Genomic DNA, 13020 nt, shown 5'->3' with positions numbered 1-13020 from the left:
GGAGAGCCATATGTCGATGAAGAGCGCCAAAGAGTTTGCTGTGTGGATGAAGGATCGGTTCGGATCCCATCCTCAGGGGTTGTATCTGACCAAAGCCGACATTCGCGAGCTGTCGGGACGACAGACGTTTCGCCAGGACTTCATCGCCGATGTGCATTTTGAACTCTGTCGTCACGGCATGGGCTTTATTACCGATGCACTTAAGGAAAACTACTTCCTTATTCACCTGCCCAACACCTACTGGAAAGAGGTCTCAGACCGCTACGCCGCCGAATCCAATGTCCACGCCATCCCCTTTTCCCAGCAAAAACAGCGCTAATAACTCCACCCAACAAAAAAACGGGGCCCAAAAGCCCCGCGCGTTTCTGCTGCAATGATCAGAACCACTCATTGGGCATCGACATGATAACCGAAGGGTCCTGGTTGATGATCTGCAGGTGGTAGTGGGCCTTGGGCAGTTGCCGCTCAAAGAAGTAGCGGGCCAACATCGCCTTTCGCTCCACAAAGTTCGGTTGCTGGTTACCCTGCTCCGCCGCCAACACCATCTTCAGCCACATCCAGCCGTAGACGGCATGGCCGGTAGCGTGCAGATAGTCGGTGGCCGCACTGTTGATGGCGTCGGCCTTGGTACTGCTGTTTGCCAGCTCCTGTGCCTTTTCCAACAGGGCATCAAACAACGCCAGCAACTGTTGCAGTTGTGGCTGCCAGGCGGCACCCAGATCGGCCAACTCCCGTTCGATCTGGTGCTTGAGTGCCAGCAAACCGGCGCCGCGATTGGCCACCACTTTGCGACCGAGCAGATCCAGCGCCTGGATGCCATTGGTCCCTTCATAGATCTGAGCGATGCGCACGTCGCGAACCAGCTGTTCCACGCCCCACTCCCGAATGTAGCCGTGACCGCCAAACACCTGCTGGGCGTTGACTGTGGCCTCCAGTCCCTTGTCGGTAAAGAACGCCTTGGCCAGCGGTGTCAGCATCGCCACCTGATCGGCGGCGCGTTTTTTCACATCGCCGTCGGCGTGTTTGGCCAGATCCAGCTGCATGCCGGTATAGACCGACAAGGCACGGCCAGCTTCGGTCAGCGACGCTATCTCCAGCAGCATGCGGCGAACGTCACCGTGCACGACAATGGCGTCGGCTTCGCCGCCCAGACCACGACCGCTGCCCTTGCCTTGCTTACGCTCTTTGGCGTAACTGGCGGCCAACTGATAGGCGGCTTCCGAGCACCCCAACCCCTGAATACCGATAGAAAGGCGTTCGTAGTTCATCATGGTAAACATCGCCACCAGGCCTCGATTGACCTTGCCGACCAGATACCCCTGGGCGTCATCAAAGTTGATGACGCAGGTGGCCGAAGCCTTGATGCCCATCTTGTGTTCAACCGCGCCACAACTCACGCCGTTGCTATCGCCGACACTGCCGTTGTCGTTGACGCGACGCTTCGGCACCAGGAACAGCGAGATACCACGGCTACCACCGGGCGCATCCGGCAGCTTGGCCAGCACCAGATGCACCACGTTGTCGGTGAGATCGTGATCGCCGCCGGTGATGAAGATCTTCGAGCCGGTAAGACGGTAACTGCCATCCTCCTGAGCCACCGCCTTGGTGCGCAACTGGCTCAGATCGGAGCCGGACTGGGGCTCGGTCATGTCCATGGCACCACTCCACTCGCCGCTGTACAGCTTCGGCAGGTAAGTCTGTTTCAATTCTTCGCTACCATGGGCGGCGATGCACAGTGCCGCGCCGGCAGTCAGGGATCCATACAGGGCAAAGGCGTTGGAGGCACTGTAGACCATCTCGTCGAACAGTACCCCCAGCATTTTGGGCATCCCCATGCCGCCGTATTCCGGTTCACCGGACAGGCCGACCCAGCCGGACTCCGCGTAGGTGGTGTAGGCCTCTTTGTACCCCTGGGGAGTGATCACCTGCCCCTGGTCAAATTGCACCCCCTCCTCATCGCCACTGCGATTGAGCGGCGCGATCAGGGTTTGGGTGATCTTGGCACCCTCTTCCAGAATCGCGGCAGCGGTATCCATATCGATGGCCTCAGCCAGTGCCGGCACCGATTGCCACACCTCTGAAGCCCGAAACACATCCTTGAGCAAAAACTGCATCTCTGTAAGCGGGGCGTTATATTGCATGGTCACTTCCTGATGAAGAATCTAAACGATAATTTAAAACACTCGTTTAGTTTCAGAGATAATGGGGAGGAATTCAAGATGAATCGCTCTCAATGAAACGATGAACAGGCCAGAATAAAAAGAGCGCGGTCACCCCAACGCTCCTTGAAACCGGGCATGGCTGCCTCAGGCTTTGATGGCCAGATGCAAAATGTCGTCGGTCAGTTGCTCATAGGAGAGAGGGTCGCCGGCCCGGAACCACTTATCGGTCCAGGTGATCGAACCGTACAGCAGTTTACGCAGAACCTGGGGCGATGCCGAGATCAATCTCTCGTTTTTTGCCTGTTCGAGGACATCGATCCACATCTGCTCGTACTCCTCCCGCAGCGTCAGAATGTCGGCCTGGCCGACGTCGGACAGAAAGCGCCATTCGTTGATCACCACCGCCATGGCGTCACCCCTGTTGCCGTTCATCGAGTCCAGTTCGCAGGCGATCAGCGCCCGCAATTTGTCGACGGTAGTCTCTGCCGCCGCCAGCTGGGTGCGCATCCGCCCCATGGAGAAGTGGATCCCCTCCAGCATCACCGCCTTGAGGATCGCGTCTTTATTCTTGTAGTGATGAAAGATGCTGCCGGAGAGGATGCCGACCGCACTGGCCAGATCCCGCACCGTGGTACTCTGATAGCCCTTTTCCCGGAACAGCCTGGCCGCCTGGCCCAGCAGTCGGCCCCTGGGACTGGCGGGATCCGCGAGAATGCCGTCATCGATTAGTTGTTGTTCTACTGTTTCAAGCAAGACGCTCTCCCGAGTTCTGATGCGCATAAGTCGTTGCCAGGCGCCGATGCTATCACTGTTTTTCCCTTTGCTGAATAGACAAAAGCCAACTCCATAGTTGCAAACCAAGCGCTTGCTAGGTAGGTTTAAGGTAACACAGTTTTCAAGGACAGACTACGGTTGAGTCACCACGACCAACCGCTCACAACAGGAGTGTGCAATGGCCTACCGTTCCGTATTTGCCGAAGGCCTGATGGCCGGCAAAACCCTCATTGTCACCGGCGGAGGCAGTGGCATCGGTCGCTGCTGTGCCCACGAACTGGCGGCACTGGGCGCCACCGTGGTACTGATTGGCCGTAGGATCGACAAGTTGCTGACGGTGCAGGAGGAGATCACCGAGGACGGTGGCCTGGCCGATGTCCTGTCCCTGGACATTCGCGATGAGGCGGCGGTGACCGACGCCATCGGCCTGCTGATCAGTAAACACGGGCCGATCCATGGCCTGGTCAACAACGCCGGCGGTCAATACCCCGCCCCGCTGGAGCAGATCAACCAAAAGGGGTTTGAAACCGTAGTGCGCACCAACCTGGTGGGCGGATTCCTGATGGCCAGGGAGGTCTTCAGGCAATCGATGAAAACCCACGGTGGCGCCATCGTCAACATCACCGCCGACAACTGGGGCGGGATGCCCGGTATGGGTCACTCCGGCGCGGCCCGGGCCGGCATGGACAACCTCACCAAGACGTCGGCCTGGGAGTGGGGCCGCTACGGGGTTCGGGTCAACGCGGTGGCACCGGGCTGGGTGGCCTCCAGCGGCATGGACACCTACGATGAGCCGATGCGATCGCTGATCCCAACACTCAAGCAGGCGGTACCGCTGAAGCGAATGGCCACGGAATCGGAGGTCAGTGCCGCCATCGTATTTCTGCTCAGCGACGGCGCAGGGTTTATCTCCGGCAGCACATTGCGGGTCGATGGCGGCGCCTCCCAGGGTTCGGCCACCTGGCCCATTCACCAACAAAGTGCCAGCAACAGCACCAGTTATCAGGGGTTTCACCGGGCCACCCTGCCCGACGTCCTCACCACCGGAGAGTAGCCATGGCTGTGATCGAATCCCAATTCGACCCTCTGAGTGCCGAAGGTCTTCGCAATCGCACGGCGATGGAGTCCGCCATCGACCGCTTCCGCCAGGTGGAAGCCTTTGTCGAAGACACCGCCAACCGGGCCGCCGACACCTTTGCCCGGCGGGGGCAACTGCTGCCGCGGCAACGACTGGGCCGGTTGCTGGATCCCGGCGCTCCCTTTATCGAACTGTCGAGCCTGGCAGGCTACCAGATGGACGACGATAAGGACGGCAGCGGCGCCGGAGGCGGCTGCATCGCCGGCCTGGGTTACGTCGCCGACATTCGCTGTCTGGTGGTGGTGGACAACTGCGCCATCAAAGGCGGCACCATCTCACCCATGGGGCTAAAGAAAAAACTCAGGGTGCAACAGATCGCCCTGGAGAACCGGTTGCCGATAGTGACCCTGGCCCAAAGTGGCGGCGCCAACCTTAACTACGCCGCCGACACCTTCTGCGAGGGTGGACGGGCCTTTGCCAACCAGGCCCGGCTCTCCGCGGTCGGCATCCCGCAAATCACCGTGGTTCACGGCAGCGCCACCGCCGGCGGCGCCTATCAGCCCGGACTGTCGGATTACGTCATCATGGTAAAGCGCCAGGCCAGTATGTATCTGGCCGGGCCGCCCCTGCTTAAGGCCGCCACCGGCGAGATCGCTACCGATGAGGAACTCGGCGGTGCCGAGATGCACATCGAGGAGGTCGGCAGCGGCGAATACCTGGCGGACAACGACGCCGACGCCATCGAGCTGGCCCGCCAGGTGATGGCTCAGATTGGCCCGCCAACTTCCACTCAGGAATCACAGGGCTTGCCGCCACGCTACGACGAAGAGGAGCTGCTGCATCTGGTACCTGAAGATGCCAAGACCGGCTACGACGTACGTGAACTTGTCGCCCGCATCGCCGACGACTCGCGGTTTCTCGATTTTAAAGCCAGTTTCGACCGCCAGACTGTGTGCGGCCATCTCAGCATTGGCGGACATCGCTGCGGTTTGATAGGCAATAACGGTCCCATTACCCACAAAGGCGCCAACAAAGCCGCCCAGTTTATCCAGCTGTGTGAACAGAGCGGCTTGCCGCTGCTGTTCTTCCACAACACCACCGGCTTTATGGTCGGCACCGAATCGGAGCGCAGTGGCATCATCAAACACGGCTCCAAGCTGATACAGGCCGTCGCCAACGCCAGGGTCCCCAAACTCAGTCTGCTGGTCGGCGGCTCCTACGGTGCCGGCAACTACGCCATGTGCGGCCGCGGTTTCGATCCCCGCTTCATCTTTGCCTGGCCCAACAGCCGCACCGCCGTCATGGGGCCATCCCAGGCCGGCCAGGTTCTGAGGATCGTCGCCGAAGCCAAGATGCAGCGCGCCGGCCAGGTGGATGACGCCCAGCTGGATGCATTGCAACAGCGCACCGAAGCGATGATGGAAGCCACCTCCTCGCCCCTGGCCTGCACCGCCAGGCTGTGGGACGACGGCATGATCGATCCCCGCGACAGTCGCCGCTTACTGTCGTTGCTGCTGGACGTTTGTCTCCATGCCGACCGCCAGCTTACCCCCAACCATTTTGGTGTCAGCCGATTCTGATCCCTCAGGAGCAAAGAATGTTTACTCAGGAACATCAACAACTTCGCCAAACCGTACGCCAGTTCGTCACCACCGAAATCAACCCCCATGTGGCACAGTGGGAGCGGCAAGGCCACTTTCCCGCCAAGACGGTATTCAAAAAACTCGGCCAGCTGGGGCTACTGGGGATCACCAAGCCACAAGCGTTTGGCGGCCTGGGCCTGGACTACAGCTACCAGATCGCCTTTGCCGAGGAGATCGGTGCCGCCCATTGCGGCGGTGTGCCCCTGTCCATCGGCGTCCAGACCGACATGGCCACCCCGGCCCTGGCCCGCTTTGGCAGCGACGCCCTGCGGGATCAGTTTCTAGCGCCGGCCATCGCCGGAGAGATGGTTGCCGCCATCGGTGTCAGCGAACCCGGCGCCGGCTCCGATGTGGCGGCCATAAAAACCCAGGCCCGTAAAGACGGCGGTGATTACGTCATCAATGGCAGCAAGATGTGGATTACCAACGCCACTCAGGCGGACTTCATCTGCCTGCTGGCCAATACCTCCGACGACGCCGTTCACAAAAACAAATCCCTGATCATCGTCCCTACCAACGCCCCGGGTATCAGTTTTTCCGACAAGCTTGATAAGCTGGGGATGCGCAGCTCGGACACCGCACAGGTCTTCTTTGACGACGTTCGGGTTCCCCAGTCCTACTGCATCGGTCAGGAGGGCGCTGGCTTCACCATGCAGATGCTGCAGTTTCAGGAGGAACGACTGTTTGGTGCCGCAATGTGCATAAAATCGCTGGAAAACTGCATCACCCAGACCATCGACTACACCCGCGATCGTACCGCCTTTGGTCAATCGGTGCTGGATAACCAGGTGGTGCACTTTCGCCTGGCAGAGCTGCAAACCGAGCTGGAGTGTCTGCGGGCACTGGTGTATCAGGCCACCAACAGCTACATCCGCGGAGAAGACGTCACCACCCTGGCCTCCATGGCCAAACTCAAAGGCGGTCGATTGTGCCGGGAAATCACCGACAGCTGCCTGCAGTACTGGGGCGGCATGGGCTTTATGTGGGACAACCCGGTCTCCCGGGCCTATCGGGACCAGCGCCTGTGCTCCATCGGCGGCGGCGCCGACGAAGTGGTGCTGGGCATCATCTGCAAGAAGATGGGCATTTTGCCCAAGCGAGGGTGATCCCGCGATGAGTGGTGACAACCGAACCGTGCAGGTCTGCCTGGAACCAGCAGTACTGCAGCTGACCCTGAACCGGCCGGAGTGCGGCAATGCCATGAACCTGGCGATGGTGGCCGAACTGCGCCAAGCACTGAAATCGGTCAGAGACGATCGCCGCTGCCGGGCCATCGTCATTCGGGGCCGCGGCGACCACTTCTGCACCGGCGGTGACATCAAAGAGATGGCCTTGGCCGGTGGACGAGCGGCAAACGGTGACGGCGAGGCCGCCTATGAGCAGCTTAACCGGGCCTATGGCCAGTTGTTGGTGGAGCTGAACCAGGCACCGCAGTTCACCCTGGTATTGACTCACGGTGGCGTGCTCGGCGGCGGCCTGGGACTGGTTTGCGCCAGCGACCTGACCATCGCTCAAAAAAACAGTCAACTGGGGATGCCGGAAACCCGCCTGGGGATCCCGCCAGCCCAGATCGCCCCCTTTGTGGTTGATCGCATCGGCCTGACCCGGGCCAGATCTCTAGCACTACTGGCTCGCCGGGTTGACGCCTGCGCCGCCCTGGCGCTGGGCCTGGTACAACAGGTCGCCGACGATGACGCCGATCTGACACGACAGAGCAATCAGATTCTGGCCGAGCTGGCCCGGTGTGCGCCGGAGGCCACCGCACAAACCAAGGCGCTGCTGCTCAACGCAGGCCACCTTTCCCGGCCACAACTGCTGGATCTCGGCGCTCGCCAGTTTGCCTCGGCGGTGTGTGGCAACGAAGGCCAGGAAGGCACTCGGGCGTTTACCCAAAAACGTCGTCCCGGCTGGGCCGATGAGACGATGGAGGTGAGATGAGGTTTCACACAGTATTGATTGCCAACCGCGGTGAGATCGCGGTACGCCTGCTCAAAGGCGCGCGCCAGCAAGGCTACCGGACGGTGGCCGTGTACTCCGACGCCGACCGCCAAGCGCCCCACGTCGAGCTGGCGGATGAAGCCGTCTGCATCGGTGGCGGCGATGTAAAAAGCAGCTACCTTAATCCGCAGGTCCTGCTCGATGCCGCCCGCCAAAGTCGCGCCGATGCTCTGCACCCCGGCTACGGCTTTCTGTCCGAAAACGCCGACTTCGCCCGCCGATGCAGGGCGCAGGGCCTGACTTTCATCGGCCCAGGCGCCGACGCTATCGAGATGATGGGCAACAAACGCCTAGCGAAGCTGGCAATGCTGGAAGCCGGTGTGCCCTGCATTCCCGGCTATCAGGGCCAGGATCAGAGTGACGGGCGCCTGATGGAAGAAGCCGGCCAGATTGGCATGCCGGTGATGATCAAAGCCGCTGCCGGCGGTGGCGGTCGCGGCATGCGCCTGGTACAGGACGAGGAGGCGTTGCTGCAGCAGATCGCCAGCGCCCGTTCCGAAGCCCTACACGGCTTTGGCAGCGACGAGCTGATCCTGGAAAAGGCGCTGATCTCCCCCCGTCATATCGAGATACAGATTTTGGCCGACACCCACGGCCACTGCATCCATCTGGCCGAACGGGATTGTTCGGTACAGCGCCGGCACCAGAAGGTGCTGGAGGAGGCGCCGTCGCCGGCAGTCTCCCCCGAACTGCGCCGGCGCATGGGTCAGGCGGCGATCCTCGCTGCCCAAAGCTGCCACTACCAGGGCGCTGGCACGGTGGAGTTTCTGCTGGACAGCGACAACCGGTTCTATTTTCTGGAGATGAACACCCGCCTGCAGGTGGAACACCCGGTGACCGAGATGGTCACCGGCCTCGATCTGGTGGAGTGGCAACTGCGCATCGCCGCCGGAGCGCCCCTCGATGTCCCCCAGGAGCAGGTGCAGATAAACGGTCACGCCATTGAAGCCCGGCTGTATGCCGAAGATCCGGCCCAGGCGTTTCGGCCCCAGACCGGGACCGTTCGGCTCTGGCAGCCGAGCCAGGCCGACGGCATCCGCATCGACGCCGGCATTGACGAAGGCCAGGCCATTGGCAGCCATTATGACCCCATGCTGGCAAAACTGATCGCCTGGGCTCCGGATCGCACCACCGCGGTGCGGAGGTTGAACCGGGCGCTGCTGGACTCGCCGTTGTTGGGCGTAACCAACAATCGCCACTTTTTGTCCAACCTGCTGTGCCATCCGACCTTTATCAACGGCCAGGCCAGCACCGGCTTTATCGCAGAGCAGTTCAGCAACGACCCCAGTATGACGACCACCAAACCGGAATCTAAACTGTGGGCCATGGCCGCCGCCCTGTTCTCGGAATCTCAGCGCAACAGCACTGGCCTGGCGCCGCTGCGACACGGGCCGGCCCAGAGCTCGATATTTACCCTGGCGGCGGGCGAACACCCCTGCGCGGTGACGGTCACGGCCGAAGCCGGCACTCTGCGAATTCAGGCCGAGGGCTGGCAACATCGCTGCCGGGTGGTTCGCCGACAACAATACCGATGGCTGGTAGAGATCGATGGCATTGGCCTTTGGGTTGCCGCCGTGCATCAGGACAAGCAGCTGTGGCTGGATTTTCGTGGCCAGCAGTTCCATGTTAAGTCCATTGGTCACCAGCGTCGTGACACCAGTTCACAACAGGGCGATGGCGAAGTTCGGGCGCTGATGGACGGCTGCGTTCAGACGGTGCACGTCAGCCTGGGTGATGAGGTCACACAGGGACAAACCCTGCTGGTGATGGAGGCGATGAAGATGGAGATGCCACTCAAAGCCAATCGCTGCGGCAGAGTCTCGCGGCTCCAGGTCCAGGAGGGGCAACAGGTAACATCCCGGCAACTGCTGGTTGCCATAGCCGATTAAGGAGAGAGTATGAACAACCTACAAGGAAGAACCGCTGTCATTACCGGAGCCAGCCGCGGGATCGGCCGGGCCATGGCACTGAAGCTGGCCAGCCATGGCGCCAATGTGGTGATCGCAGCCAAGTCCGATACCGCTCATCCCAAATTGCCGGGCACCATTCACAGTGTCGCCGACGAAGTAGAAGCCCTGGGCGTCGACGCACTGGCAGTGAAGGTGGACGTGCGCGATCAGGCCTCGGTGGCCGAGATGGCCAAAGCCGTTGAAGCGAAGTTCGGCAAACTGGACATTCTGATCAATAACGCCGGCGCCATACGGCTCACCGGGGTGGAACACACACCCATTAAGCGCTATGACCTGATGTATCAGGTCAATAACCGGGCGGTGATGCTGTGCAGCCAGACCCTGTTGCCGCTGCTGTGCCGATCCGACAACGCCCACATTCTCAACCTGTCCCCTCCCCTCAACCTCGACCCCAAATGGTTTAAGGATTACGGCCCCTACACCACCACCAAGTACGGCATGTCGATGCTGACCCTGGGGATGGCCGAGGAGTTCCGCGACCGGGGCATAGCGGTAAACTCCCTGTGGCCCAAAACCACCATCGCCACCGATGCGGTTAAGTTTGAAGCCGGCGGAGAGAAGCTGTTTCCGGTCAGCCGGACCACGGACATCATGGCCGACGCCGCCCACGCCATTGTCAGCCACACCGACAACCAACTCAGTGGCGAGCTGCTGATCGATGAGCAGATCCTAAGGCGCATGGGGCAGACTCAGTTCGATCATTACGCCTACGTGCCCGGCACCACCCGCTTCTTTACCGATCTCTTTGTCGAGGAGTAACCATGGGCCCGTCCCCCTATTTTGACGAGCTGTCGCAGATGATTCGCCAGACCACGGCCCGGTTTGTCGAACGGGAGGTGGCGCCGGGGATCGATGAGTGGGAGCGTCAGGGGGGCTTTCCCCGCTCGCTGTACCGCAAGGCCGGTGCTGCCGGCTTGCTGGGACTGGATTACCCCGAGCAGTACGGCGGCACGCCCTGCGACCTGTTTGGCCTGATCGCCATGAGTGAAGCCCTGATGCGCTGCGGCTCTGGCGGTCTGTTCGCCAGCCTGCTGTCCCATAACATCGGCCTGCCGCCGGTAGTCAACTTCGGTTCTGAGGCACTCAAACAACGGGTCATTCCACCGGTGCTCAGCGGCGACAAAATCGCCGCCCTGGCGATCACCGAGCCAGGGGGCGGCAGTGACGTCGCCAACCTGCGTACTACCGCAGTTCGGGACGGCGCTCATTACCATATCAATGGCGCCAAAACCTTCATCACCAGTGGTAGCCGCGCCGATCTCTTTACCGTGGCGGTTCGCACCGGGAAGGTGGGTCACCACGGCATCAGCCTGTTGCTGGTGGAAGCGGATCGCCCCGGGTTCAGCCGGGGCGGCAAACTGAACAAGATGGGCTGGCACGCCAGTGACACCGCCGAGCTGTTCTTCGACGACTGCCGGGTGCCGGTAGACAACCTGATTGGCCGGGAAAACCACGGCTTCCCCATCATCATGTCCAATTTCCAGAAAGAGCGCATGAGCCTAGCGGTCATGGCCAACGTCACCTCGGAACTGGCGTTGGAGGCCAGTCTGGAGTACGTGCGGCAGCGGCAGACTTTTGGCCGGCCGCTGGCGGATCATCAGGTGATACGCCATAAACTGGCGGAGATGGCCACCCGACTAACCGCCAGTAAGCAGATGCTGTATCACACCGCGTCCAGGCTCAATCAGGGGGAATCAGTGTTGATGGAGATGTCGATGGCCAAGAACCTGGCCACCGACACCAGTGATTTCATTACCCACGATGCGGTGCAGATCTTCGGTGGCATGGGCTACATGAGCGAGTCACTGGTTGAGCGCCTGTATCGGGACAGCCGCATTCTTTCCATTGGCGGCGGCACCCGCGAGATCATGAATGAGATCATCGCCAAATGCCTGATAGGGCATTAACCATTACGCACAAAAAAGGGGGCCGGTGGGCCCCCTCTTTGGCATCTTGACGCTAAGGTTACATGAGCGGTGAGATGCTGTGGGGAGCCTGGCTGAACACCAGTTCGGCCCCGGCCGGAAACTGGTCCACCGTTAACGTCAGCCGGCCGTTGTCATCGACCACCAGGGCTTCGGCGCCCGGGGTAGAGAACCGGGCGTTCGAGTGCGACGACAAGGTAAAGGTCAGCCCCTTCACCTCGGGCTGCAGCCAGCCAAAACCGATCCCGGCATAGGCCCGCATCAAGGTGTTCATCTGCAGCTGAATGTCCGCCACATCCTCAGCACTGTAGTGAGTCTTGTCGAGCACTTCGGCCTGCAACTGCATGGCAAAATCGCACTGGTTTTCGTTTTCCAGCTCCACCCGAATGACGGCACTGCTCTCGCGCAGACTGCGATCAAACGGCAACAACAACTGCTGATCATCTCCAATCAGCAGCGGCAACCGCTTGCCATGGCTGAGAATCGCCCCATCGTCGATACGGCAGGGTCGGTGCTGTTTACGGTGGTTAAAATAGAACACCAGCTTCATGCGATTGACGTCCGGCTCATACAGCTTGTCCATCCGATCGTAGAAGCCCTTGTAGTCCAGCGTCAGCGCCGAAGCAGAGAATGGCAGCGCCAGCGAAGCGGCCAACAACATCCCTGTGAGTGTTTTCATTTACATATACCGTTGGTTGGTTTCTAACATCTGCAACAGCTCATCGATGTAAGCTTGTTTGCGTTCGGAGTAACGAATGAGTCCCGGAATCAACGCCGCTGCGGTCACGTCCATCTGTTGCTGCCTGAGATCAAAGCGAATGTCTCTCAACTCCTGGTAAGCGGGATTGGAGTTGAGGTTCCTGACATAGGACGCCACCGAGGCACCGACGCTGTCAAACTTTGCCACTTCGTGGTTTCGCCCGCTATCCCGGCTCAGCGGCACCAGTCCACAGCCAGCCTTAAAGCACCACTGGCCGAAAAAGTTCAGACCATCACGGGCGAAGCGGGAGCTGCCCCAGCCGGTTTCATTGGCAGCCTGAACCAGCACCATCTCCACCGGCAGAGTGTCGACCCGCTTCAGCAGCGGCTCCAGAGTCTCCAGCGATAACTGGCGCAGATCGTAGCCGTATTCGCGGGCAATCAGATCAGCCTGGTTCATCTCTGCCTGGCCGATGGTACGCCCCTGCTCCAGCCTTGACTGTAACTGCAGCAAAAATTGGCGCTGGGAGTCGATGCGCTGATTAACCAACTCCACCTCGGGGCGAAGGTAGTTGAAGAAGGCTTTTTTCTTCTCTTTGACGTCGGCAATCTCGGCAAAGTCAGGCAGCCGCTTGACCGATTCGTTAGGCTGAATCGGCAATCCGGACTGTCGGCTACTGGGTTGATCCAGCATCACCTGAACCAGCAACACACCGGAGGCCACCAGCCCCAGGGCGATGATAATTCCTGCTAAGGGTCTCATAAAGATCC

At 60.5% G+C, this 13020-nt stretch carries 12 protein-coding genes; 8 read left to right on the top strand and 4 right to left on the bottom strand.

Going from position 1 to position 13020, the window contains the following annotated elements; genetic code table 11:
* Window positions 1-10: 10 nt before the first annotated feature.
* Entirely contained in the window at window positions 11-319 is a 309-nt protein-coding gene (locus tag BLT77_RS09205) for a hypothetical protein (protein ID WP_090364984.1), read from the top strand.
* Between the two features lie 58 nt (window positions 320-377).
* On the opposite strand, the gene BLT77_RS09200 is transcribed toward BLT77_RS09205, so the two are convergent.
* Both BLT77_RS09200 and BLT77_RS09195 read right to left on the bottom strand, forming a co-directional pair.
* Window positions 378-2141: an acyl-CoA dehydrogenase C-terminal domain-containing protein gene (locus BLT77_RS09200; protein WP_090364983.1), complete on the bottom strand. Its 1764-nt coding sequence runs from the start codon at window positions 2139-2141 to the stop codon at window positions 378-380.
* Between the two features lie 165 nt (window positions 2142-2306).
* Complete coding sequence (locus BLT77_RS09195; protein ID WP_245709908.1) at window positions 2307-2915, bottom strand: TetR/AcrR family transcriptional regulator; 609 nt, start codon at window positions 2913-2915, stop codon at window positions 2307-2309.
* Window positions 2916-3114: 199 nt separating this feature from the next.
* Between BLT77_RS09195 and BLT77_RS09190 the strand changes: the two genes are divergently transcribed.
* From BLT77_RS09190 to BLT77_RS09160, 7 genes are read left to right on the top strand one after another with little or no spacing between them, the layout of a single operon-like run.
* Window positions 3115-3990: an SDR family oxidoreductase gene (locus tag BLT77_RS09190; protein ID WP_090364981.1), complete on the top strand. Its 876-nt coding sequence runs from the start codon at window positions 3115-3117 to the stop codon at window positions 3988-3990.
* 2 nt (window positions 3991-3992) lie between these two features.
* Window positions 3993-5594 (top strand): acyl-CoA carboxylase subunit beta, encoded by a 1602-nt coding sequence (locus BLT77_RS09185; RefSeq protein WP_090364980.1) that lies wholly within the window; start codon window positions 3993-3995, stop codon window positions 5592-5594.
* A gap of 17 nt (window positions 5595-5611) precedes the next feature.
* Window positions 5612-6763: an acyl-CoA dehydrogenase family protein gene (locus BLT77_RS09180; RefSeq protein WP_090364979.1), complete on the top strand. Its 1152-nt coding sequence runs from the start codon at window positions 5612-5614 to the stop codon at window positions 6761-6763.
* 7 nt (window positions 6764-6770) lie between these two features.
* Complete coding sequence (locus BLT77_RS09175) at window positions 6771-7595, top strand: enoyl-CoA hydratase/isomerase family protein (RefSeq protein WP_090364978.1); 825 nt, start codon at window positions 6771-6773, stop codon at window positions 7593-7595.
* On the top strand, window positions 7592-9544 hold the full coding sequence (locus BLT77_RS09170; RefSeq protein WP_090364977.1) for an acetyl/propionyl/methylcrotonyl-CoA carboxylase subunit alpha: 1953 nt from the start codon (window positions 7592-7594) through the stop codon (window positions 9542-9544). The genes BLT77_RS09175 and BLT77_RS09170 overlap by 4 nt, the downstream gene beginning before the upstream one ends.
* A 9-nt stretch (window positions 9545-9553) precedes the next feature.
* Window positions 9554-10384 (top strand): SDR family oxidoreductase, encoded by an 831-nt coding sequence (locus BLT77_RS09165; RefSeq protein WP_090364976.1) that lies wholly within the window; start codon window positions 9554-9556, stop codon window positions 10382-10384.
* A 2-nt stretch (window positions 10385-10386) separates the two neighbouring features.
* Window positions 10387-11532 (top strand): acyl-CoA dehydrogenase family protein, encoded by a 1146-nt coding sequence (locus BLT77_RS09160; RefSeq protein WP_090364975.1) that lies wholly within the window; start codon window positions 10387-10389, stop codon window positions 11530-11532.
* Between the two features lie 58 nt (window positions 11533-11590).
* Here the strand turns inward: BLT77_RS09160 and BLT77_RS09155 are convergent, their stop codons facing one another.
* Complete coding sequence (locus BLT77_RS09155) at window positions 11591-12229, bottom strand: DUF2987 domain-containing protein (protein ID WP_090364974.1); 639 nt, start codon at window positions 12227-12229, stop codon at window positions 11591-11593.
* Window positions 12230-13012, bottom strand: coding sequence for a glucosaminidase domain-containing protein (locus tag BLT77_RS09150; protein WP_090364973.1), 783 nt, complete (start codon window positions 13010-13012; stop codon window positions 12230-12232).
* Window positions 13013-13020: the final 8 nt, after the last annotated feature.

Origin of the sequence: Ferrimonas sediminum (genome assembly GCF_900100175.1) — a bacterium.
In the GTDB taxonomy this organism is placed as follows: domain Bacteria; phylum Pseudomonadota; class Gammaproteobacteria; order Enterobacterales; family Shewanellaceae; genus Ferrimonas; species Ferrimonas sediminum.
The sequence above is the reverse complement of the archived record's forward strand: the minus strand, read 5'-3'. Positions and strand labels throughout refer to the sequence as shown.

What these genes read in the sequence shown, in the direction of transcription:
- BLT77_RS09175 (WP_090364978.1), top strand. Translation starts at nt 6,771, where the DNA reads ATGAGTGGTGACAACCGAACCGTGCAGGTCTGCCTGGAACCAGCAGTA.
- BLT77_RS09170 (WP_090364977.1), top strand. Translation starts at nt 7,592, where the DNA reads ATGAGGTTTCACACAGTATTGATTGCCAACCGCGGTGAGATCGCGGTA.
- BLT77_RS09165 (WP_090364976.1), top strand. Translation starts at nt 9,554, where the DNA reads ATGAACAACCTACAAGGAAGAACCGCTGTCATTACCGGAGCCAGCCGC.
- BLT77_RS09190 (WP_090364981.1), top strand. Translation starts at nt 3,115, where the DNA reads ATGGCCTACCGTTCCGTATTTGCCGAAGGCCTGATGGCCGGCAAAACC.
- BLT77_RS09155 (WP_090364974.1), bottom strand. Translation starts at nt 12,229, where the DNA reads ATGAAAACACTCACAGGGATGTTGTTGGCCGCTTCGCTGGCGCTGCCA.
- BLT77_RS09185 (WP_090364980.1), top strand. Translation starts at nt 3,993, where the DNA reads ATGGCTGTGATCGAATCCCAATTCGACCCTCTGAGTGCCGAAGGTCTT.
- BLT77_RS09200 (WP_090364983.1), bottom strand. Translation starts at nt 2,141, where the DNA reads ATGCAATATAACGCCCCGCTTACAGAGATGCAGTTTTTGCTCAAGGAT.
- BLT77_RS09150 (WP_090364973.1), bottom strand. Translation starts at nt 13,012, where the DNA reads ATGAGACCCTTAGCAGGAATTATCATCGCCCTGGGGCTGGTGGCCTCC.
- BLT77_RS09205 (WP_090364984.1), top strand. Translation starts at nt 11, where the DNA reads ATGTCGATGAAGAGCGCCAAAGAGTTTGCTGTGTGGATGAAGGATCGG.
- BLT77_RS09160 (WP_090364975.1), top strand. Translation starts at nt 10,387, where the DNA reads ATGGGCCCGTCCCCCTATTTTGACGAGCTGTCGCAGATGATTCGCCAG.
- BLT77_RS09180 (WP_090364979.1), top strand. Translation starts at nt 5,612, where the DNA reads ATGTTTACTCAGGAACATCAACAACTTCGCCAAACCGTACGCCAGTTC.